The organism is Bradyrhizobium sp. C9 (assembly GCF_002532045.1).
Classification (GTDB): Bacteria; Pseudomonadota; Alphaproteobacteria; order Rhizobiales; family Xanthobacteraceae; genus Bradyrhizobium.
In genome coordinates this window covers 212,995-233,978 of the sequence record NZ_NWTG01000004.1, presented here as the reverse complement: position 1 = coordinate 233,978, position 20,984 = coordinate 212,995, and the positions used below count along the sequence as shown (strand labels likewise).

Sequence of the window (20,984 nt, the reverse complement as noted above, 5' to 3'; positions counted from 1 at the left end):
CTTGGACGCCTCGGGTTATGTCCGGGGCGCGCAGCAGAAGGTCGACGCCGACAACAAGATGATTGCGAGCGATAAGGCTCGCAATGCGGCGCTTGCGCAGTCCGATGCTGCGCTGGCGAGGATCCCGGGCGGCATGGCCTCGGTCAGCAAATCGCTGCTCGACGGCTACGGCGCCGGCGCGCAGTTCGAGGCCATCATCCGCCGGATCGGCAACGCCGCCGATCGCGGCATGGGCCTCGACCGCGTCAACCTGCTCCTCGACGCCGCCTACCAGAAGTTCGGCCTGACCGCCGACGCTGCGTCGCTGGCCGAGAAGGGATTCGTCTCGATCGCCGGTGCTGTCACGCGATTGAACGAGGAATACTCGCTCCATGCGGAGGTCGCGACCCGCGCGGCGGCTGCTATCGAGCAACTGACCGCGGCGCAGCGGGCCCAGGCCGGGATCAACGCCCAGTTCAACATCGGCGGAGACACCAAGTCGGCTCAGGAGAGCGCGGATGCCTTCCTGGCGCAGTTCGGCGGCCTTGAGGGGATTGCTCGAGCTCAGGCGCAGGAAACCGGGAAAGCATTCTCGCAGGATCTCGATGCCGCATTGATCGCCGGCGTCGCGAAATCCGCCAAGGATTCCGCAAGCGTCTTCGACGCCAACCTGCGGCAGTTGGACGACATCGCCAGAATGCGCGCGGAACAGGCCGGCACCAATTTCCAGCAGAGCCTAACGGCCGCGCTGGGCGGCGGCGGCGCCTCGGCAACGTCGCTAGGCGCTACCTACGAGGCTTTGGCCGCGGAAGTGGCGCGCCTCGACCAGATCGAGCAGGCGCGGGCCGCGCATCTCGCGGCCAGCACGCAGCAATCGATCGCGCAGGCCTACGGCTACGACCAAGTCACCAAATCGGCGAGAGCCTCGGCCGCAGCCTTCATGGATATCGATGCCGCCGGTGCAGCCATGGCGGCCGAGTTCGATGAAGCGATCGCGGCCGAGCAGAAGATGACCGCCGCGGCGGAGCAGTTGCGCGCCAAGATCGCGCCGCTGGAGACCGAGTTCACGCGACTCGGTGCCGAAATGGCCTCCTACAAGAAGCTGCTGAACGATGGCTACATCTCGACCGGCGAGTACGAGCAGGCGCAGGTGATGCTGGCAAAGCGGCTCACCGACGTCCAGCAGCAGTTGAAGAACGCCAGTACCACGGGCCGTGTCGCGTCCGGCGAGCTCGTCAACCTCTCCTATCAGCTGAACGACGTGTTGACCGGCCTCGCGCTCGGGCAGTCCCCGTTCATGATCCTCGCCCAGCAGGGCGGCCAGGTCTTCCAAATCTTCCAGTCGTCGAAGGCCAGCATCGTGGACTTCGCGAGCGTGATCGGGTCGAAGTTCTTGAGCCTGCTCAGCGTTGGCCGTCTGGTGTGGGGCGGCATCGCCGGCGCGATCGGGCTTGGCGTTGCTGCGCTGATCTCGTTTCAGGACAAGCAGCAGGAGGTGAATCGGTCGCTCCTCGGGTCCGGCCGCGCCAGCGGCGCCACCGCGGGCAGCATTAACTCGATCGCTGATGCCGGGTCTTCCCGGTCCGGACTCTCGGTCGCTGAGGCGCGGTCATTCGCGGCGACGCTGGCAGAGACTGGCAAGATCGCCAACGACAACATCCTGCCGATCGTCCAGATGGGCAAGGACATCTCGACAATCTTCGGCGTCGACGCCACGGAAGCGGCAAAGATGCTGGCGCAGGCGTTCGCCGATCCGGTGAAGGGTGCCGAAGACCTCAATCAGCGTCTCGGCTTCCTGGATGCCGCGACGAAGCAGAACATCACGAACCTCGTCGCTCAGAACAAGACCTATGCTGCACAGGTCGTTCTTGCGGCAGGCGTGAAGTCGAGCCTGCTGGACGTCGCGAACACCGTCTCGACAACGCGGACTGCGTGGACGGCGCTTGGCAACACGGTCTCGAATGCATGGGATTCGATCGGCAAGAGCATCTACAATGTCTTGAACCCGGTGCAGACGCTCGACGCGCAACTCCAGGCGGCCCAGCGCAATCTCGAATTTCTGCAGAAGACGGGTGGCCGGACGGTCAATCCGGAGACCGGAACGCTGGGGTACATCGCTGACCCCGCTGCGGTCGCCGCCGCCCAGGCGCAGGTCGACAAGCTCACCGCCGCGCTCCAGCGCCAGAAGACCGCCGCTGACGAAGCGCGCAATGCGCAGCAATCGCTGGCGCAGCAGCAGGCTATCCGGACTGCGCTGCCGATCATCGGCCAGACGCAGGATCTCCAGAACCAACTAAAGCTGCTCCAGGATCTCGCCGCGGCTCCGGACGTCGATCAGAAGCTGGCCAAGGTCGGCCAGACCATGGACCAGCTCCAGCGGTCTATCGCGGCGACCAGCGCCGCGCTGGCGGCCCTGCCGAAGAATGCCCTCGTCGAATTCCTCGGCGCCGCGGCCAGCCCCGCGGAACGCCTTGCCGCCGGGCTCGAGCAGATCCGTACCAAGGCGGCCCAGATCAATGCTTCACCGGCCGACACCGGCCGCGCGACGTCGGCCCTCCAACTCGACATCGCGTCCAGCGTCCAGTCGGCGCGGATGTCGGCGCTCGGCCAGTCGGCCAGCGTCTTGGACAGCGTCAAGCAGAAGACGCTCGAGCTCCAGCGGGCCCAGGAAGCCGGTGCCGGGCTGACCGACAAGCAGATCAAGGACCAATTGGCGCTCTCCCGCGCACAGGCCGACGGCTCGCTCCAGATCAAGGCGCAAGCGGACGCGACCACGATTCAGACCGCGACGATCGGCATGTCCGCCGGTGCCGCGGCCGAATATACCGCCCGGATGACCGCGCTCACCGATGCGGTCCGCAACCACAAGGAACTGACCGACCAGGACAAAGCCGCGATCGATGCTCAGGCCAAGGCCTTGGGCGCCGCGGCGCAGGCGAACGCCCTGAGGCAGGTCCAGAACGACATCCGGATCGGCCGGCAGACCGCGCTGTTGTCGCCCGATGACGTTCAGATCGCACAGCAGTTGAAGACGGTCTATCCGGATGTCGCGACGGCGTTGGCTTCGGTCGAGGCGCAAGGGCTGCGCACCAATGCGGCGTTGAGCCAGGTCTCCTCGACGGTTTCCAGCGATCTAGTGACCGGGTTCACCGATGCGATCGACGGCACCAAGAGCTTCGGCCAGGCTATTTCGGACACCTCGAAGCTGGTGATCCGAGCGATCGAAGAGATGATCATCAAATTGATGGTCGTCGGTCCGCTGATGCGCAGCCTCCAGAGCTCGTTCAGCGGTCTCGGCGGCGGCGCCGACTTCGGGTCGCTCCTCGGTTCCGCTGGCGTCACCTTCGGCTCGCCCGGCACCGCCGGCAGCAACCTGTTCGGCCCGGTGGCGCCGAGCGCGCTGGGCAACATCTTCGCCCGCGGCAACATCGTGCCGTTCGCGCGCGGCGGCGTCGTCACCCGGCCGGTGCTCTTCCCGATGGCGAACGGCGGCACCGGCTTGATGGGCGAGGCCGGCCCGGAGGCCGTGATGCCGCTGCGACGCGGCCCCGACGGCCGCCTCGGTGTCACCGCCGGCGGGATCGGAGGCGCCGCGAACGACAACGCCGCCTCGGGCAATGTCGTCGTGAACATCTACAACGCGCCGTCGGGCTCGGATCCTCAAACCAGCGTCAGCCGAACCAACAACGGCACGCAAGTCGACGTCGTGTTCAAGAACGCTGTCACCGGTCTCATGGTCGACGACGCGGCAAGAAATGGCCCGATCTCTCAGGCCATTTCGTCACGCCAAAAGGGTTTCGGGAGTTAGTTCATGGCTCTTCCGTCGTGGCCCGCTGTCAACAGCCGACCGCAGAAAAGCGGTTTCCAGATCCAGAAGCGGTTCCTCGATCCGATCGCGACGGATATGGAAGGTGGCAATACCCGCGAGCGGCCGCGGCCTGGCGACAACGTCGGGACCGTCGTGCAGACGATCAGCCTCACCAACGCCGAGCACGACGTTTTCGTGGCTTGGGTGCGCGACACGCTCAACAACGGCTCCGGCAGGTTCACGGCGCCAGTTTGGCTCGGCTCCGCGTACGTCACGAAGACCTGCAAGTTCGCAAAGGGTGGCAAGCCGAGCTACGTGCCGACCTCGTCGCAGCGCATCGCCGCCACCATGACCCTCATGGTGTTTGACCTCTGATGGCGACGCATAACGAAGCGCTCCTCGAGGCCTATGCGTCGTGCCCGCCGAGCGCGCGGGTCTACCACACGCTCGAGATCTGGCAGTCATCGTTCGATGTCGCGGCGCGGGTTGTCGCGAATGTCGGCGACGACATGACATTCGGCATCGAGTTGGCCGCGCCGCGCAATGCCGGCGAGACGGTGACGTTCATCGCGTGCCCGTTCGAGTCGACGTATCCGGAACAGCGGCAGGGACAGCCGCCGCAGACCAACATCAAGATCGACAACGTCAATCGCGAGTTGCTCCCGAAGATCCGAGCGGCGCTCGGGTACCGCGAATACATCTCGGTCCTGTACCGCGAATATCTCGCCTCGGATCTCACGCAGCCGTCGTATGGCGCCGTGGAGTTCGAGCTCCGCAACGTCAAGGTGGTAGGCACCTCGATCACCGGCACCGTGATGGTGAAGAACCTGCAGAACAAACGGTTTCCGCGCCTCACGAAAAACTACGACTACATCCAGTTCCCGAGCCTGCTGCCCTCATGACGCGTTCCGAGTTTTTGGCGCCGCTCATCGGCGAGCCGTGGGCATGGCAGACGCGAAACTGCTGGGATTTTGCCTGCCACGTCGAAAAGGAACTGTTCGGGCGCGATCTTCCGCACGTCTCAGTGCCGAGCGGCTTCTCGAAGCGCTGGGTGCTGGAATCCTTCGAGGGGCATCCCGAGCGGGGCTTGTGGCGAGAAGTGCCAGAGGGGCCCGGCGGTCTTGTCGTCGCTGCGGATGGCGCGCTCGTCCTCATGGCCCACCTGCGGGTGCCGGCGCATATCGGCGTCTGGCTGCAGTCGGAGCAGCGGGTCATCCACTGCGATGAGAGGCAGGGCGTCGCCTGCGAAACCGTTCTGGCCCTGCGGCAAATGGGCTGGAAGAAGCTCACGTTTTTCGAACCAATGGAGACATGACATGCGCCGTCGTTCGTTCCTTTCAGCGCTGTTTGCAGTCCCTGTTTTTGGGCCGGCCTTGTTCAGGACGGCTCCAGCATCGCAGGCCGCGGCGCCGCGTGCTGTTGATGCAAATCTGGGTACCGTGACCGCTGGAATATTGCGTTCTGCCGATGGCAGCCTGTCCATCGATTTGGCGTCCGGCACTTTCACGATCCGAGATTCCAAGGTCCGGCGCTGACACGAAGACTTTCTGACTGACATGCATGGATCGCTGAAGCCAGTTCTGGCCCCTCGCGCGCCGGTGCCGCGGCCGCGTGACCGCCGTCGGCGTGAGCGCGGTACCCGCAATCCAGCCCTGCATCTCGTGATGCCGGGTCTCGAGGTCGCGCGCGCGCAACCGCGCTCACGCGAGACCGTGACGTCCTTCCTGCGCCGGACTAACTGGGCTTGGCGCGATCGCACCTATGGTTGGCAGTTCGCGAAGGGCCTGCCGACCATCCTCGAGATCAACGGCGAGGCGGTGCTGAGGAAGGAATGGCGTCACCGCCGGATCGGTCCCGACGACCAGGTCCGCTTCCTCAGCTTCCCGCGCGGTGGCGGGCAGGGCGGGAATGCCGTCAAGCAGATCATCGGCATCGTCGCCCTGGTGGCGGTGTCCGCATTCGCGCTTTGGGCGCCGGTCGGCCTGTTCGGTCTCACCGCCGGCAGCTTCGGCGCCACGGCCCTCGGCGCCGGTCTCGCCATCGGCGGCACACTGCTCGTCAATGCCCTGATCCTGCCGAAGGCTGGCGCGACCAACTCGCCGAACGCGACGCCGGACCAGATCTATTCGGTGACGGCGCAGGGCAACGTCGCGAAACTGGGGCAGCCGCTGCCGGTTTGGTACGGCCGCCTGAAGGCGTTCCCCGACTTCGCGGCGACGCCATGGGCCGAATTCGTCGGCAACGACCAATACCTCAACCTGCTGCTGTCGGTCTCGATGGGCAGCATGTCCTACGAGAAGATCTACGTCGACGACACGATCTTCTGGGATCCGGTCAGCGGTGTTTCGGCGTCATTCGCCGGCGCGCAGGTGGCGTTCTACGAGCCAGGCGCGACTGTCACGCTATTTCCAACCAACGTCGACCAGTCGATCGAGGTCAACGGTCAGCAACTGCCTTCAGGAACCGGTACGTCAGGCGGTCAATACGATGCCATGGGTGCGCCGCTACCGCCCTCGGCCACGGCACCAGGCGCCTGGGCCGGGCCGTTTGTCGCCAACCCTGCCGGCACGCTTTCTCAGTCGATCGCCGTGGACTTCGCGTTCCCGGCCGGCTGCTTCACCATCAGCGGCAAGGACAACTCGATCGGGTACTCGAACGTCGGGCTTACGGCCGAATATGCCACCTGCGACGACGCCGGCAACCAAACCGGTCCGTTCGTTACGCTGTTCTCGCAGTCGTTTCAGTACGCATCGCAGGCGCCAGTCCGCAACAGCGTGAAGGTAGACGTCGTCCCGGGGCGGTACCTGGTCCGCTTCAGGCGCGAGGACGCCGAGCTCGCCGGCACCGGTGGCTCCAACTCGGTGATCTGGGCCGGTCTGAGATCATTCCTGAAAGGCAACAATTCGTTCCCGGACGTCTCGACCATTGCGATCCGGATTAAGGCGTCACAGTCGACGCAGGGCTCGTACAAGTTCGGCGTGCTGGCAACCCGGAAACTGCAGGTCTGGAACGGATCCGCCTTCGTGTTGCAAGCCACGAGGAATCCGGGCTGGGCCTTCTTCGACAGTGTCACGAGCACCCAATACGGTTCGGGTCTCGGCATTTCGAAAGTCGATTTCAACGCCGTCGTGAACTTTGCGGCAGGCTGCACCAGCCGAGGCGACACGTTCGATTTCCGCTTCGACTCCGCTGTCGCGGTGCCGGACGCCTTCGACAAGATCCTTGCCGTTGCGCGCGCAAAGCACTTCTGGCTGGGGGATACCGTCTCCATCGTTCGCGATGAGTGGCGCGATGTCCCGACAATGCTCCTCACCGATCGCGAGATCGTGCGGGACTCGATCGCGATCGACTTCACGATGCTCGGCGAGGAGGATCCGGATGCGGTCATCCTCGAATATGTCGACGAGAACACCTGGCTGGCGGCGCAAGTCCAGTACCCGCCGAACAGCGACACTTTCACCTCGCTCAACGCCACCACGATCCGAATTGACGGCATCGTCAATCGCCTGCAGGCCTTCCGCGAGTGCGCGTTCACCTATTTGCAGTCGTTCTATCGCCGCGAGAACGTCACCATCGGCGTCGAGTACGAGGGCAGGGCGATCACCCTCGGCTCCGTGATCCGTGTGCAGTCCGAGCTGCCGCAGGCATATGGATATGGTGGTGCGGTCGTCGCCGTCGCCGGCAATGCCCTAACGCTGGATCCGGCGCCGAACTGGGATAGCGGACCGTTCTACATCCGGTTGCGCATGCCGAACGGCAAGTTCTTCGGTCCCGTCGTGTGCTCCGAGGGCGCCAACCCTGCGATCGCGAACCTCGACCCGACCAGCCTGGCGGCGGCACAAACGGCGCAGTCGACCACATTGGCCGCGGTTCTGGCGCGAGAGGATGGTGGTGAGCCCCCATCCTTCGAACTCGGCACTGGCGAGAGCGCGTCGAAGCTCTGCCTGGTTCTGAACGGAACGCCGAATGGTGACACCTGCTCGCTCAGTCTGGTTGTTGATGACGAGCGCGTCCATGCGACCGATCTCGGCACGCCGCCAACCCTGCCGAGCCCGCAGTATCCGTCCAATGCCAAGGTTCCGCTGGTTTACGGCCTCAACGCATACATCAGCCAGGGCACCGCCGAGCCGCGGCTATTCGCTAGCTGGTTTCCGACCGAAGGCGCCATCTACTACGTTGCCGGCATCACCTACGACGGCGGCAAGAATTGGACCCAGGTCTACGAGGGCGCCGAGAACCAGTTCGACGTCATCGTCAGCCTGGCGGCCGCGACGCTTCGGGTGCAGGCCGTCAACGCGACAATGCGCGGCGCCTATTCGACCGTCGATCTCGATGCTCCGACGGTCAAGCTGTCGCCTGGTCTCGTGACGCTCGAGTCGTTTAACGAGGCCCTGAAGAAGCAGGTCACCGACGTCACCGATCAACTAAACCAGGCGATCAACGACGCGCTGCAGGTGATCACGGGCATCGTCGCCAATCAGGATGCACGCAACTGGCTGGATAAGAAGGAAGTTAGGTCTGAACTGTCATCCAGATCGGCTGCCGCGTTCGCCAGCATCAGCAGCCTCCAGCAGGTGATGACGGAGGCGGACGCTGCGCTGGCGACCAGCATCGACACGGTGCAAACGCAGTTGGGGCCGGGCTTTTCGAGCGCACAGACGGTGGCGAAGTCGTTCACAGATCTCGATACGAGCCTGGCCTCATATCAAAGCCAGGTTGCTGCAACGTTCGGTCCCAGCTTCTCGACGGTCAATACGGTCTCAAACGCGGTCGCGACGCTGAATGGCTATGCCGCCGCACAGTACGGCGTGACGTTGAATGTCAACGGCTATGCGACCGGCTTCAACTTGATCAATGGCGGCGCTGGCGTCTCGAGCTTCATCGTCGTCGCAGACAAATTCCAGATCCAGTTGCCGGGTTACAACGGCGGAGCCCCTCAGCCTGTCTTTACGGTCGGCACCATCGCCGGCGTCGCGTCGCTCGGGTTCACCGGCAATATGTATCTCGACGGCACCGTTACCGCGCGCATGATGAATATCGGGACTCTAAGCGCCATCACGGGAAACGTCGGAACGCTGACGGCCGGCATCATCCAGAGCTCGGATGGCAAAGTTGTCTTCAATCTCACGACCGGCACGCTCACAATTTCGGAGTGACGCCGCGTGGCCGTTAGGATCTACATCGACGCCACGAGGGTCACCGTATCCAAGCCAGGGTACGACGCGCAGTTTCCGCCCGCTGTCGATTACAAGTATCTGTCGCTTGATAGCCGGCTGAACCAAGGCAGGCCGCTAGAGGTCGGACTCATTCCCGCCTACACGTTCCTGAGCGGTGCCAAGGTGTTTTACTCAGGAACGTACCCAACGCCGCCGGCCGTCGACATCGTTCCATATAGCCTCACCTCGGGGATAGCAGGGTATGGCCAGGCTCTCGTCATGAGGGACGCGAACAGTTCGACTGCGATCCAGCGATCACCCTATGCCATACTCTGCGAGAGGAATGGTTTCACGCCAGCTGATTCAGGTCTGGTATTCGCCAGGTACTCGCAGATGCACGGGCGCGTGTACAATCTGTACTATATCGCCTGGAAGGTCTGGTAAGTGACCCGCCGTTTTTTGATGGGGGCGAACCCGACCCTCGGTCAGTACGGAGTGTGGCTGTCAATCCCTGGGGCGGATGTCGCCACGGCGACGGCTGCCGCCAGCTTCCTGCTCAAGTCTGACATCAAGAACGAGCAGGTAATTTACTCGGGAAGCATCTATTTGCCACCGCTCCGCGGAGACGTCGCGATACCTTACCCGGCGACGTTGCCGCAGAACCCTTTCGTTGCGTTCCGAACTTACATCGACTCTGGTCTTGTCTCGTACCCATACCGGCTTGATATGGCGATACCGCGCGACCTCACCATCAGCGGCGTCCTTTGGTACGAAATCTCGAACGGCTTCCGAATCTACAACAACCAAATGATCTTCAACAATGCGGTCAGCGAAGCTTACGGCATCTACGTTGACTACATGATCTTCAACCGGAGCCTCGGATGATCCAGCGCGTGCTCATGGTGGGAGGCGCCAATGCCAAGCTCGTCGTCAGCAAGCCGGGCATCGACGCATCGGTCGCGAACCTTGATCAGACTGTGTTTGATTCTCGGTGGTCCGGCCATCAGTTCTATTTGAGTGGAACGCTGGACAGCATCAACAATAGCATCGCGACGCAGTCCTTCGGAGAAACATTGCCGGAGGTGCCATTCATGCTCGGATACTGTGATCCGAGCATTTTGCTCAATCCCGGTGCGCAGTACCTCCAGTGCGAAGCTTATCGGGGTGGTGGCACTGATTTCTGGATTTTCGCAGCGGTCTCCGCTTCTGCCATTCAGTTCCGGTTTAAGTTCGGCAATCAGCAGGGCCGCCTGTATTACTCCCTTTTTAGAAGGATCGCGGGATGACTGGGGTGACGCTCGACAATACGTGGGCTGTTCCTGGGTTCGTTCCGGGCGGTGCGTCGGTGCCAGCGACCACCGGCGGCGCCGAGCCGGTCACCCTCGAGGAGCCGGAGGCGCTAAACAAGACGAAGACGCTCGTCAGGCATGATGCCAATGGCTTCATCACACAGATCATTCTTCAAGCCGCTCGACCGATGGACGAAATTTCGAAGTCGTTCACCGAGGCCGGCATCGACCACATTCTTTACGACGGCCCAGTGGACATCAAAGAGGCCTATGTCGATCTAACGAAGGAGCGGCCAGAGGTTTTGCCGAAACCGGAAGTGATCATCACGGGCGAGATCCGGCCGATCAAGGCGGACGGAGTCGATACGCTTCACCTCACCGTGCAGCCGGAGAAGTTCACGGTCTATGTCTGGTACGACAACAAGCTGGTCCACCAGGAGGACGTCACGGACGGCAAAATCGAGTTCGCGAGCGACCAAGTCGGGACATTCCGGGTGACGGTCGTCCCAGGCCAGCCCTACAAGGTCGGCGCTTTCGAGGTGGGGGCGCAATGAAGATCAGCATCTCTCCGCTCGTCCAGGAGAAGAAGCGGGCGGAACGCAGGATCAACACGTTCCTGATGGTCGACGGTCACGACGTCGCGCATGCCCGGAAGCACATGCTGGCGCTGTCCGTCCAAGGCGGAGCGGCGCCGACCGCAGAGTTTGAAGAGGCAGCCAAGATCGAGGGGAAGACCGTGCAGGAGCTCGCGGCCACCATCCTGGCAAAGCCTGACGACCTCATGGTCAAAGAGAACAAGCGCAGGAGCCTCATAGTTGCGGCTCGGAACGCGCAGACCTTGGACGAGCTGAACAAGATCCTAGAGGACAACAACGTCCCGGCTCACTACGAGGACCAACGGCTGGCGCTCCTGCCTTAGCCCGATGCTCCGGGGCCGTCGTTCGCTCCAACCTAGAAAACATAGTGAAGCTTTGATCGAGAGGTTCTCGAGATGACGGCGCTTGCCAGCTATTCAACCGGGACGGTTTCCGTTGCCGCCAACGGAACCACTGTGACCGGGGCAGCGACGATTTGGTCGAGCACGAACGTGAGGCCCGGCGACGTTCTCCAGATTGGAAATTTCCACACGATCATCACGGACGTTACAGATCCGACCCATCTCGTCATCACGCCGTGGGGTGGAGGCGCACAGGCCAACGTGGCCTATGTCATTTGGCAAATATCTCTCCAGCGGATTGTCGGTGCGCAGGCCATGTCTGACGTGTCAACGCTCGTCGCGGCGTTGAACACTGATGGCTTCTACATCTTTGTTGCTTCATCTCTTACTGCGCCGGACCCGTCCTACGGCAAAGACGGTCAGTACGGATTCCAGGCCAGCACCGGTAAGCTTTGGGTGAAAACCGAAGGCGCGTGGTCGTTCCTCGGAATCTACAAGGGCTTCGCATTCAGGGGCAATTACGATTCTGGCGTTAACTACTCGGTTAACGATGTGGTCTCGTCCGGGGGCAGTGCGTACATCTATGGTTACGGCACACCAACGGCCGGCAACGCTCCGCCAAATCCAGCTTACTGGACCCTGTTGGCTGGCAAGGGAGACAAGGGCGACAAGGGCGATAGAGGTTCTGGATACGGAGGCACCTCGGACTGGTCGCTGACAATCGGGCTAGGAAATCACGACTTCCAGACGCAAGCGGGGCTAGCCTACACGAATGGCGCGCGTATTCGCCTCACGGCCGATCCAGCGAACTGGATGGAAGGCATCGGGTATTACGTCTCCGCCACAGGTGCGATGACGGTAGTCGTTGATAAGATCGCCGGTGCAGGAACATTTGAGTTCTGGAATATCAACGTCGCTGGTGAACCGGGGGTAGGCTATGGCGGCACCTCGACCACGTCCCTGACAATTGGGACAGGAAATCAGAATTTCTCTACCCAGGCAGAGCTTGCCTACAAGAACGGTGCTCGCGCTCGCATCACCGCCGATTCAGGAGATTACTCGAATTGGATGGAAGGCGTTGCGTACTACAACCCCGTTAGCGGTGCGATGACGGTGGTCGCCGACAAGTTCAGCGGCGCGGGAACGTTTGCTAGTTGGAATATAAACGTCGCTGGTCAGCCCGGTGCCGGTGACGTGTCATCGGTCAACTATGCGTCCGAATATGCTGCGAACACGCCGCTGGTCCGCGTCAACATCGGAGCCCAGACCGATTGCAACAAAGATTTTTCGCACCTCTTGCGGTACCACGGAAAAAACATCGTCGTCACTGGCGACAGCCTCAGCTTCAACGCCTATGATTTTCCTATTCCGGGCGGTTCACCCGTTAACGCTTATGACTTCTATCCGGGGATGATGTCATGGTCGTTCATGTTGAGGGACTTCGCGCATAGGCTTGATCCTGCCTGGGAGCATGCGGACAATCTGGATTGGATTTTGGACGTCGATGCAGGGACGCCAGCGCCGGCATACTCGCAAGCGGCATATGTCACGCCGTTCAATTCGAGATATGTCGGCATCAACGCAACGAAGTCCACCGACCGTGCATGGTTCATGCATCGATTTAATAGCGTCGACAGCAGCGGCAAGGCATTTCTGCACTGGCTCAACAACCCAAACGCGGGCTCGAACAATCAACGTTGTCAGCTATCCTATTCGCTCTACCCGTACACGACTGAGGTAGACGTTGCTCTGTTGACCAACCAAGCGACGACAAGCTGGGCTGGTTTTCAGACCCACCAGACAGAAATCGATTGCGGTGCGAACAACCAGCACCCGGTCAAGATCATCCTGAAGAATTTCAGCAATGCGGATGGCTCGGCCCTCACCGGGAACATGACGATGTTCATCCAGGGAATTAGTTCGAAGTTGACCAACTTCCAGCTAACCGGGCATGGGGGCTACACGACTGCGCAGATCAATGCGGAATACGCGGCTCGCATCGGTAACTACAACCCCGATCTGCTGATCATCATCACGGGTGCAAACGACCGTGCGAGCAAGACGAAAGAGCAGTTCGCGGCCGATCTGACGAGTCTCATCAACAACACCAGAGCGACGAACCCGCATTGTGAGATCGTCGTGATGGCACCAACGCCAAACAGCGCGGCGGGTTATGGGCCTACCGATGTCCTGAACGGATCGACAATGCGGGATTTCCTCGCCTTGGAGCGGGTTACTGCGGAAAGTCTGAATTGTCTGTTCTTCGATACGCAAGCGCTGTTCGCAACGCTCGATCCTGCATACTGGCGTTATGACAACATCCACATGACGAAGCGTGGCAATAAGGTTCTCTTTGACGCGCTGGTTCAGAGGCATTTCAGCGGTGGCCGCGAGCAGCGGCTCGATCCCCGATACTATGACCCGATGTATACTTCGGTCGCCACGACCCAGGCCGTCAACTTCAACGATAAGCGGAGAGAGGTGATCCACGGCTCATGCGCGCTGACGTACTCCCAATCAACGGGACTGTTTACCATCAGCGACTTGAAGGACAATTTCGATGCGCTCGACTCGGTTGCGACAACTTCGTTTCCCTATGAGGTTGTCTGCAAGTTTCGGTACCGCGTCAAATCGTTGTTCGATAATCCGGGCGTGATCCGCGCGTCGTTCGACCACTCCGGTAGTTCGGGGCAATGGTTTCAGGCGCGCGTGAGCACTGTCGGAGACAATTCGATTACGTTCTATCTTTGGAATATGGTGGGCGGCAGCATCGCTACCGCCGCGCAGATGGACGGCGCGACATTTTCGTTGCGGTGGTGATTGTCACAGGGTTTCTGTCTAGTTACCCCAACCCGACACGTCACCTTCACCTATAGACCGGAGCGCTTCTTGGCGCTCCGGAAGGCTCATCCGCCTATATTTGATGAGCCAATCGATCAGCACGACTATCTTTAGCATTGCGATTGCGGCCCCGACTGAGACCAAGACCCATATGCCAGCGCTCATGGGATCTTCCAGCGAACGCATTGCGGTTCCGACAGCGCCTTGCCGTCGAAGGGTTCGCAAATAAAGTGCGGCGTGCGCGGGCCTAGCAGGTCAGGGTAGTAGCTCGAAATCAGCTTCAGCCCGATGAACAGTGCAATGAACGCACCGTAAAAAGCGAAGTTCTTGGTCCTGGTGACCACAAGCAGCCCTCTACGCTGCCCCAGGCTGGTGCCGGGGTGGGTTGAAACTCAGCAGTAGAGGTGCTGACCCCAGGTATTGGCACATCTTGCGCCAGGAGCTACCCGGCGCGGTCGACGGCGTATTTGCTGGGCCCCCCCGGCATGGGGCCGGTAGCCTCTACTACGGTGATCCGCCATTCCGAGGTTTCAAGCTCAAAACGGCGCGCCTATTAGGCACAGAAATACCGACGAAACAACAGATGGGACCTCGATCGACAGGGCGCAGGGACCAGTGACCCGGCCCTCGCTAGCCCCTGTCGACGGCGATGCGTTTCAAGACACCGCACACGCGAACTATCCTCGACGCAACCTGAAGTAAAGCCGGCAAATTGGCTGACCGGCCATTCGGGTTCGGACTGAGTCCTGACGCCACCGCGGCCTGAACAGCCGTCTGACCCACGTAAGCCGCCGATTTCGGCGGCTTTTTTCGTACCACAAGGAGAAACGAGATGACGATCGCAGCTCTCGTAGCGGCGAAACCCTTGCGCTTGGGCGCGCAGGGCGACGTTGTGAAGCAGGTCCAGCTTGCGCTGAGATCTATTGGTTACGCGCTCAACGGTACCGGGTGGTTTGGACCGGCAACCGATACCGCCGTCGAGGCTTTCCAGAAGCGGGCAGGCCTTACGGTTGACGGCGAGGTCGGCCCCCTGACGGCGGCGGCTCTGGATACCGCTCTGGCGAACAAGGTTCCGGTTCCGGCTCCGGCAACCGAGATCGGCCGCCCGCTTTGGCTCGAAGCCGGCATCAAGCTGATTGGGACCAAGGAGGGGGCTGGCTCCAAAGACAACCCCGTCATCATCCAGTGGGCGAAGGACGAGGGCGGCGATATCGCAGCCGAATATACCCACGACTCGATCCCGTGGTGTGCGCTCTTCGCCAACCACATCCTGACCAAGGTCGGTCTCAAGGGCACCGAGACCCTGTGGGCGCTCGATTTCGCCGGCCACTGGCCAGCCGTGAAGCTCGCCGGGCCTGCCGTCGGCGCCTTCGCTCCGATGAAGCGGAGCGGCGGGGGCCACATCACGGTCGTGGTCGGCAAGGATCAGCATGGCAACGTCATGGGGCTTGGCGGCAACCAGTCGGACGCCGTCAACATCGAGCCCTTCGCGACGTCGCGGCTCAACCAAGGCTTTTGGTGGCCGAAGGACGTTGCGCCGCCGCCAGCGAGTCAGATCGGTTTCAGTCATCTGCCGATCGTTCGCAGCGACGGCCGTGTGTCCACGAACGAGGCCTGAAGGCCATGGACCAGGACCGTCACGCCGGTCTCGATCCGGCTTTCGACTTGTCGCCGTTCCAGTATTTCCTCGACTTCCTGCTGGTGCCGTGGGCGGTCTGCTCGTTGGTCGCCTTCGCGGTCCTGGGCGGGCTACGGTTTTCCGCGATCGCCGGCTGGCTCACAGCCGGAGCCGTCACTTGGACGCTCGCGGAATACTGGATCCACCGCGCGATCTTCCACGGCAACAATCGCTTCGCGCCGATGCACGACATGCACCATCGGCTTCCCCGCGACATGATCGGGATCTCGAGCATCGGCACCTTCTCGGCATTTGCAGCGGCGTGGCTGATCGTAACGGCGATTGTCGGCGAGGATCGCTCGTCGGTCTTCGTCGCGGGCGTGATGATTGGCTACCTGGCCTACTGCGGCATCCATGTCCGTTTTCATCATCACGGACCGAAGGCGAGGCTGTCATGGTACGTCGCCTTCATGAACGAACACCACTCCGGTCATCATCGGGGCGGGAAGGGTAATTTCGGCGTCACGACGCCGGTCTGGGACTTCGTGTTCGGCACCTATCGCCGGGCATCTTGAAGAACGCCGCGCGACGGTAATCGCGCATTTCCACATCGAAAAGGTGAAACATGAACCGCATCTACAGCGCGGCTTTTGCCGTGCCGATTCTGCTCGCGCCGAGTCTCGCACTGGCAGGCTCCTTCAACTCGACCTTTTTCGCCGACGCCGGGCCTGCCTTCGACCCGACCGGCACCCTGATCGTCGCACTGCTCGGCCTGGTGCTGGCTACCATCGTTCTGCCGCGGAGCGTGCGGCCGTTCGCACTGGGGTTCGCCGTGCTCGTCGGCGCCTCGCTCGCGATCGATGTCGCCTTTGCCGCGGATGCGGCGGCGCCGGAGACCGTCGCGCAGGCGACCAGCGAGACCACCAAGGTGACGTGGGCATACGGCGCCACGATCGCGCAGTGGGCCGGCGCGATCGGCACGCTGATCTTTGCGTTCGTGACCTGGCTTCTCCGGAAGCTACCGGCTCAGGTCTACGCCATCGTGGTGTCGGTCCGCGCCGATCAGTTGCTCCAGAAGGGTATCGACTACGCCATCAACATGGTGCAGGGCGCGACGAAGGATAAGGCGCTCACGGTCGACGTGCACAACGCCGTGCTCGCCCAGGCTCTCCAGTACGTCATCGACCACTCGCCGGACTGGCTGACCTCCTGGATGGGCGGGCCCGACGCCATCGCCCAGAAGATCATCGCGCGTCTGAACTTGGCGCCGGACGCCGTTCCGGACGTCAACGCCGCGGTCTCGAGCGTTACCAAGACCTAAGGCGGCATCATGTTCAGCGGGGCAACACTCGCCGCCGTTCTGACCGCGCTGCAGCCGCTCCTGGAGGCGTTCTTCAACGCCTTCGGGAGCTCGCTGAACGATTACTTGGCGCGGCAGCGGGCCGACCAGAACGCCAAGGATCTCGGTGCGGCTCAGGCCACCGTCCAGCAGCAGAACGCCACCATTGAGGCTCAGCAGGCCGAGCTCGAGGCGCAAGCCAACGCCCCGAAGTCGGTCGACGACGCCATCAAGCGGCTCGAGGAGGGATCAGCGTGACGTTCACCTGCACCGGCTGGGCCTTCATTGCGGTCCAGCTTACCTGCACGATGCCCGATCCGGCGCCGACGGTTGTCTGTCCGTCGGTCCGGGCATGGTCTCAGGACGTCCAGAAACAGGTCGCCGCCGAGATGAGGGCGGCGCCGAACAGCGCGCTCGCCGCGGTAGCCGTTCAGGCGATCGGTGACCGCGACGTCGCCCGGGCTTGCTCGCGGCGCAAGAAGGCGGGGAAGCGTTGATGGGCGCCGCCGGCACGCCGGAGATCGTTGCCCAAACCCTCGCGGGCTGGGGACCAGCTGGCGCCGTGATCGCGGTGTTGCTGACAACCATTCCCGTCTTGGCTGGGGCCATCGTTGTGCTCTTCAAAGCGAACAACCGTCTCCATATCGAGCGGAAGGAAGAGCTCGCGCGGTTCAGCAAACTGGTCGAGGCCAACAACGCGGCGCTGACCAAGGTCGCTGAATCGACCGAGGAGCGGAACCGCGTCACCGAGGCGCTTGCCGAGGCCATCAAAGTGCAGGCCACGGCATTCGAGATGGTGAACCAGAGGATCGAGTTCTACCACGAAGGCAACATCGAGAAGCTGAAGGATCTGATCAGCGCATTTGCAGCGCACGCTGAAGCAATCCGAGTCCTCACCGGGTCGGTGACCCTCGCGAGGGACAGCAGCGCGGCAGCCGCTACTGCGGCTACGGAACTGAAGGTCAAGATTGACAGCATTGCCTCGAAGATTGATGGGGCCCTTTTGCGGAGGCCGCGATGAGCTTCCTCCGAAACATATTGCGTCAATTCCGTCTCATCGAACCGTTCGATGAAGAGGAGATCGAAAAAGCGTCTGCCGAAAATGCATTGCATGACCTCGATGCCACGATGCGCCGCCTCGATACCGCAGATCGAGAAATCAGCCAGGCCCAAGACCGGTTGCGTGAAGCAGTAATCCTTTCGCGTTCTTCGAGCGAGTCCGCGCAGGCATCGCCACGGCACGACGAGATTGCGCAGCTCGTCCATCACATGCGGTCATTCGGCCAGAGGCAGGGAAATTGAAATGTTGAAATTGCTCGAGGGAGCGAACGGCACGCTGGCGTTCCTGCTGATCTTTGCCTGCTTCATGTTAGGCATCTACATGGCCCGCGAGATCCTGGAGAACGGCGTCAAGCGCGTCCGCCTTCAGGCCGCGATTTCCCTGTTCGTCGCTTTCGCACCAGAGGCGGCGTCTCGGATATGGATCTGGTGGTGGCGTCATCTCGACAACGGCGGGGTGGACGCGGATTCGATGCTGCACAGCCCGGTGCTGCTTGTCACCGCACTGGTCCAGATCCTCGGCGTCGCCTGTGTCATTCGGGTGTTTGCACCCGATCGCTGGGGCAGGCGAGTCTGGATATTCACCACCATCGTTGCGGCCGCGATCGCGGTCACACTTTCCCTCGTCGCCTAGGCCGCAGCAATGGACTTGATGGTCACGATTGCCGCTGCCGCCGGCGTCGTCGCTGTGCTCGCCGGATTCGTGATGGTGAATATCGCAAAGTCGGTCGACGAGACGAACATGGGCTTCGGTGTCGCATTCATCGGGCTCCTGGTCGTGGCGCTTTGCTTCATCCTCGCGTCAATCCCTCAATAACCTCGCGGAGGCACCATGACTCGGCTCACGCCGAAGCTGCTCAGCTTCGACGAATACAAGGCGCTGGGCGACAAAGCCGTCGTTGACGGCTTCTGGCGCAATGACCGACGCATCTTTCTGCCCGGCATGGGCTGGTACTGCGACTGGCAACTGGAGGAGGGACGCGGCTTTCAGCTTTCGGTCACTACAATCGCGACTGGCGCGGAAAGCGCCCACCGATTTGCGTGGTTTGCCCGAACGGCTCGATGTGGAACATCGACCACAAGTCATCGAACGGCGATGGCTGGCAGGTCACGGGCGAATGGCCGAACATCACCTGCGCGCCGTCGATCATCGCAGACGACTACCACGGCTTCCTGCGCAATGGTGAATTCACGGCCGATCTGGACGGTAAGACCTGGCGGGTGCCGAATATCGGCCCGGACTACGGCCGGAAAAGCTGATGGGCGCGATCGGCAAGAAGCTCAGGTCGGCATCCGGCGCCGATGGATATCGCGCGATCCTGCATTGGTGTCCTGGTTGCGATGAGGTGCACGGCATCAAAATCGCCGGACCGGGGGCGTCGTGGTCGTTCAATGGCGACTACGAGCGCCCGACGTTCAACCCTTCCGTCCTGATCTGGACGAACCATGATGGCCAGAAGCGCTTGCCTGAAGGTCAGCGACGGACCGAGTGCCACTATTTCATCCGTGATGGTCGAATCGAGTTCTGTGCGGATAGCCCGCACAAGCTATCCGGTCAGACCGTCGAACTGTCGGACTGGCCGTACGCGCCCGGCACCTACGGCGGCGTCGACGAGTAGGGAGAACTGATCCAGCGCATGCCCGCGCTGCGATAGACCGTCGTCGGCCCTCCAAGTTGCGACGGTGACCAAGGGTTGTCGCGGAGAAATCCGCGGCTTCCCGAACTTGCGACCCAAAACGCAACTTGCCCGGCTGTCCCGAAAGGGATGGCCGGGCTTTTTGCGTTTCTGGACCTTGCTCCGTATCAGTCCGGATATGATCAGCGAGCGGTCAAGACTATGTACGGTTGCATGAGCGACATCGCGATTTCCGCGCCGAGGCGCACGTCACTGTTTCCGGCCGCGATGATCTCGCTGGTAGCCGTGAGCCTGCTCATGCTCGCATATTGGATCGGCGCCCTCATCGGACAAACCGCCGGCGGCTGAAAATCAATTCCGCACCGCAAATTGCAGTGAGCGTCGAGCCCTGCCATACTGCCCGTTTTAGGGAGTATTGCGTGAAAGTATTGGGATACGAGCCTGCTGAGCTCCTGCGTCTGCTGAAGCTGCGGCGCGAGATAATAGGGCTTACGGAGCAACATCGCCGGCCGGAGGAGGTTCTCGCGATGTGGAAACTGCGCCGGGCTGCTGAAGAACTGCGGAGCCGACCGATCCGGAACGATCGGCCGCCAAGCTAGGCGAGCGCGCGGAAATGACAGTCAGCAAGTACGAGTTTCAGGTTGAGCTGCGGCGTTTAGTCGACAAGTACCTCACGCCTGCCGCAACACCCGAGGATTTCGTCCTGATCACCACGGTGTCGGAGGAAGAGCTTCACCGACGCGACATGCAAGGTCAGAAGTTCCCCGAGAAGGACTGGGAGAGATACGACGAAGACCAGGTCGACGAGCCCCCAGATTGATCAACACTTCGACAATAGAGCGAAGACCTGTGCTGACTAAACGATCCAGTCTTCGGAGGGCAGCTCTTTCCAAGCTGTTTTTCCTCTGCCAATGTCGTAGTTGAACGCAAGATCGAGTTCTTGCAATTCCAGACCAAAGTCGATCGGGTCTCGCAGCGCGATGGAGGCGTTGAAGTACTCATACGGCATCGTGCAGGCCTGCCACAGCATGTGCAGATAGACCCGCTCAACGTAAACGGTGGTATCGAACAAGCCGGTGCGAAACATCCGAAACAAGTTCTTCGGTCCACCAGCTTGGACGTGAGAGACGCAGATCCGCCCCGCAACCTGGTGTCCATCAATCGGTTCGGAAATCGCTGAGAGCCGTACCTGCGGAGACGAATCTCCAAATTGAATTACGCTGGCTGCGAGTTCGAGGCTGACAGAGGTCACCTTGAGTTCTTTAAGAGCGGTCAAATGAAGCATGAACAACCCCAGGTTCCACCGATCAACCTAGACGGG

27 protein-coding genes are annotated in these 20,984 nt (G+C 61.7%); 25 read left to right on the top strand and 2 right to left on the bottom strand.

Annotation, left to right across the window (positions count from 1 at the left end):
• Window position 1 precedes the first annotated feature (1 nt).
• The 12 genes from CO675_RS41985 (at window position 2) to CO675_RS11530 (ending at window position 13,989) form a co-directional block, all read left to right on the top strand.
• Window positions 2–3,787 (top strand): phage tail length tape measure family protein, encoded by a 3,786-nt coding sequence (locus CO675_RS41985; RefSeq protein ID WP_158231219.1) that lies wholly within the window; start codon window positions 2–4, stop codon window positions 3,785–3,787.
• 3 nt (window positions 3,788–3,790) lie between these two features.
• On the top strand, window positions 3,791–4,162 hold the full coding sequence (locus tag CO675_RS11575; protein ID WP_097672032.1) for a hypothetical protein: 372 nt from the start codon (window positions 3,791–3,793) through the stop codon (window positions 4,160–4,162).
• On the top strand, window positions 4,162–4,689 hold the full coding sequence (locus CO675_RS11570) for a DUF1833 family protein (protein WP_097672031.1): 528 nt from the start codon (window positions 4,162–4,164) through the stop codon (window positions 4,687–4,689). The genes CO675_RS11575 and CO675_RS11570 overlap by 1 nt, the downstream gene beginning before the upstream one ends.
• Window positions 4,686–5,102, top strand: coding sequence for a hypothetical protein (locus CO675_RS11565; RefSeq protein ID WP_097672030.1), 417 nt, complete (start codon window positions 4,686–4,688; stop codon window positions 5,100–5,102). The genes CO675_RS11570 and CO675_RS11565 overlap by 4 nt, the downstream gene beginning before the upstream one ends.
• 1 nt (window position 5,103) lies before the next feature.
• On the top strand, window positions 5,104–5,322 hold the full coding sequence (locus CO675_RS39875) for a hypothetical protein (protein WP_143278959.1): 219 nt from the start codon (window positions 5,104–5,106) through the stop codon (window positions 5,320–5,322).
• A 21-nt stretch (window positions 5,323–5,343) separates the two neighbouring features.
• The gene (locus CO675_RS11560; protein WP_097672029.1) at window positions 5,344–8,943 is read left to right on the top strand and encodes a host specificity factor TipJ family phage tail protein; all 3,600 of its coding nucleotides are present in this window, start codon (window positions 5,344–5,346) and stop codon (window positions 8,941–8,943) included.
• A gap of 6 nt (window positions 8,944–8,949) precedes the next feature.
• Window positions 8,950–9,387 (top strand): hypothetical protein, encoded by a 438-nt coding sequence (locus tag CO675_RS11555; protein ID WP_097672028.1) that lies wholly within the window; start codon window positions 8,950–8,952, stop codon window positions 9,385–9,387.
• Window positions 9,388–9,828 (top strand): hypothetical protein, encoded by a 441-nt coding sequence (locus CO675_RS11550; protein WP_143278957.1) that lies wholly within the window; start codon window positions 9,388–9,390, stop codon window positions 9,826–9,828. It abuts the gene before it with no gap.
• Window positions 9,825–10,229, top strand: a complete 405-nt coding sequence (locus tag CO675_RS11545; protein ID WP_097672026.1) for a hypothetical protein — start codon at window positions 9,825–9,827, stop codon at window positions 10,227–10,229. The genes CO675_RS11550 and CO675_RS11545 overlap by 4 nt, the downstream gene beginning before the upstream one ends.
• Complete coding sequence (locus CO675_RS11540) at window positions 10,226–10,786, top strand: hypothetical protein (protein WP_097672025.1); 561 nt, start codon at window positions 10,226–10,228, stop codon at window positions 10,784–10,786. The genes CO675_RS11545 and CO675_RS11540 overlap by 4 nt, the downstream gene beginning before the upstream one ends.
• On the top strand, window positions 10,783–11,151 hold the full coding sequence (locus tag CO675_RS11535) for a hypothetical protein (protein WP_097672024.1): 369 nt from the start codon (window positions 10,783–10,785) through the stop codon (window positions 11,149–11,151). Before CO675_RS11540 ends, CO675_RS11535 begins: the two co-directional genes overlap by 4 nt.
• 72 nt (window positions 11,152–11,223) lie before the next feature.
• Window positions 11,224–13,989, top strand: coding sequence for an SGNH/GDSL hydrolase family protein (locus CO675_RS11530; protein WP_097672023.1), 2,766 nt, complete (start codon window positions 11,224–11,226; stop codon window positions 13,987–13,989).
• Between the two features lie 182 nt (window positions 13,990–14,171).
• On the opposite strand, the gene CO675_RS39870 is transcribed toward CO675_RS11530, so the two are convergent.
• Entirely contained in the window at window positions 14,172–14,354 is a 183-nt protein-coding gene (locus CO675_RS39870) for a hypothetical protein (RefSeq protein WP_143278956.1), read from the bottom strand.
• Window positions 14,355–14,881: 527 nt separating this feature from the next.
• Between CO675_RS39870 and CO675_RS11520 the strand changes: the two genes are divergently transcribed.
• The 13 genes from CO675_RS11520 (at window position 14,882) to CO675_RS11465 (ending at window position 20,483) form a co-directional block, all read left to right on the top strand.
• Window positions 14,882–15,628, top strand: coding sequence for an NlpC/P60 family protein (locus tag CO675_RS11520; RefSeq protein ID WP_158231218.1), 747 nt, complete (start codon window positions 14,882–14,884; stop codon window positions 15,626–15,628).
• A gap of 5 nt (window positions 15,629–15,633) precedes the next feature.
• Window positions 15,634–16,203: a sterol desaturase family protein gene (locus CO675_RS11515; protein WP_097672020.1), complete on the top strand. Its 570-nt coding sequence runs from the start codon at window positions 15,634–15,636 to the stop codon at window positions 16,201–16,203.
• Between the two features lie 50 nt (window positions 16,204–16,253).
• The gene (locus CO675_RS11510) at window positions 16,254–16,949 is read left to right on the top strand and encodes a hypothetical protein (RefSeq protein WP_097672019.1); all 696 of its coding nucleotides are present in this window, start codon (window positions 16,254–16,256) and stop codon (window positions 16,947–16,949) included.
• 9 nt (window positions 16,950–16,958) lie between these two features.
• The gene (locus CO675_RS11505) at window positions 16,959–17,225 is read left to right on the top strand and encodes a hypothetical protein (RefSeq protein ID WP_097672018.1); all 267 of its coding nucleotides are present in this window, start codon (window positions 16,959–16,961) and stop codon (window positions 17,223–17,225) included.
• A complete protein-coding gene (locus CO675_RS11500) occupies window positions 17,222–17,464 on the top strand; it encodes a hypothetical protein (RefSeq protein ID WP_097672017.1) in 243 nt (80 codons plus the stop codon). Before CO675_RS11505 ends, CO675_RS11500 begins: the two co-directional genes overlap by 4 nt.
• Complete coding sequence (locus tag CO675_RS11495) at window positions 17,464–17,988, top strand: hypothetical protein (RefSeq protein ID WP_097672016.1); 525 nt, start codon at window positions 17,464–17,466, stop codon at window positions 17,986–17,988. Before CO675_RS11500 ends, CO675_RS11495 begins: the two co-directional genes overlap by 1 nt.
• On the top strand, window positions 17,985–18,269 hold the full coding sequence (locus CO675_RS11490; protein WP_097672015.1) for a hypothetical protein: 285 nt from the start codon (window positions 17,985–17,987) through the stop codon (window positions 18,267–18,269). Before CO675_RS11495 ends, CO675_RS11490 begins: the two co-directional genes overlap by 4 nt.
• 1 nt (window position 18,270) lies before the next feature.
• Window positions 18,271–18,660: a hypothetical protein gene (locus CO675_RS11485; protein WP_097672014.1), complete on the top strand. Its 390-nt coding sequence runs from the start codon at window positions 18,271–18,273 to the stop codon at window positions 18,658–18,660.
• A gap of 9 nt (window positions 18,661–18,669) precedes the next feature.
• Window positions 18,670–18,843, top strand: a complete 174-nt coding sequence (locus tag CO675_RS40505; RefSeq protein ID WP_158231217.1) for a hypothetical protein — start codon at window positions 18,670–18,672, stop codon at window positions 18,841–18,843.
• Window positions 18,844–19,088: 245 nt separating this feature from the next.
• Window positions 19,089–19,286, top strand: a complete 198-nt coding sequence (locus tag CO675_RS11480; RefSeq protein ID WP_097672013.1) for a hypothetical protein — start codon at window positions 19,089–19,091, stop codon at window positions 19,284–19,286.
• On the top strand, window positions 19,286–19,645 hold the full coding sequence (locus tag CO675_RS11475; RefSeq protein WP_097672012.1) for a ubiquitination-like system serine protease family protein: 360 nt from the start codon (window positions 19,286–19,288) through the stop codon (window positions 19,643–19,645). Before CO675_RS11480 ends, CO675_RS11475 begins: the two co-directional genes overlap by 1 nt.
• Before the next feature lie 231 nt (window positions 19,646–19,876).
• Window positions 19,877–20,011: a hypothetical protein gene (locus tag CO675_RS41735; protein WP_283808103.1), complete on the top strand. Its 135-nt coding sequence runs from the start codon at window positions 19,877–19,879 to the stop codon at window positions 20,009–20,011.
• Window positions 20,012–20,276: 265 nt separating this feature from the next.
• Window positions 20,277–20,483, top strand: coding sequence for a hypothetical protein (locus tag CO675_RS11465; protein ID WP_097672010.1), 207 nt, complete (start codon window positions 20,277–20,279; stop codon window positions 20,481–20,483).
• A gap of 36 nt (window positions 20,484–20,519) precedes the next feature.
• Here the strand turns inward: CO675_RS11465 and CO675_RS11460 are convergent, their stop codons facing one another.
• Window positions 20,520–20,948 carry a hypothetical protein gene (locus CO675_RS11460; RefSeq protein ID WP_143278954.1) on the bottom strand — a complete coding sequence of 143 codons (429 nt, stop codon included), beginning with the start codon at window positions 20,946–20,948 and terminating at the stop codon, window positions 20,520–20,522.
• Between the last annotated feature and the right edge of the window lie 36 nt (window positions 20,949–20,984).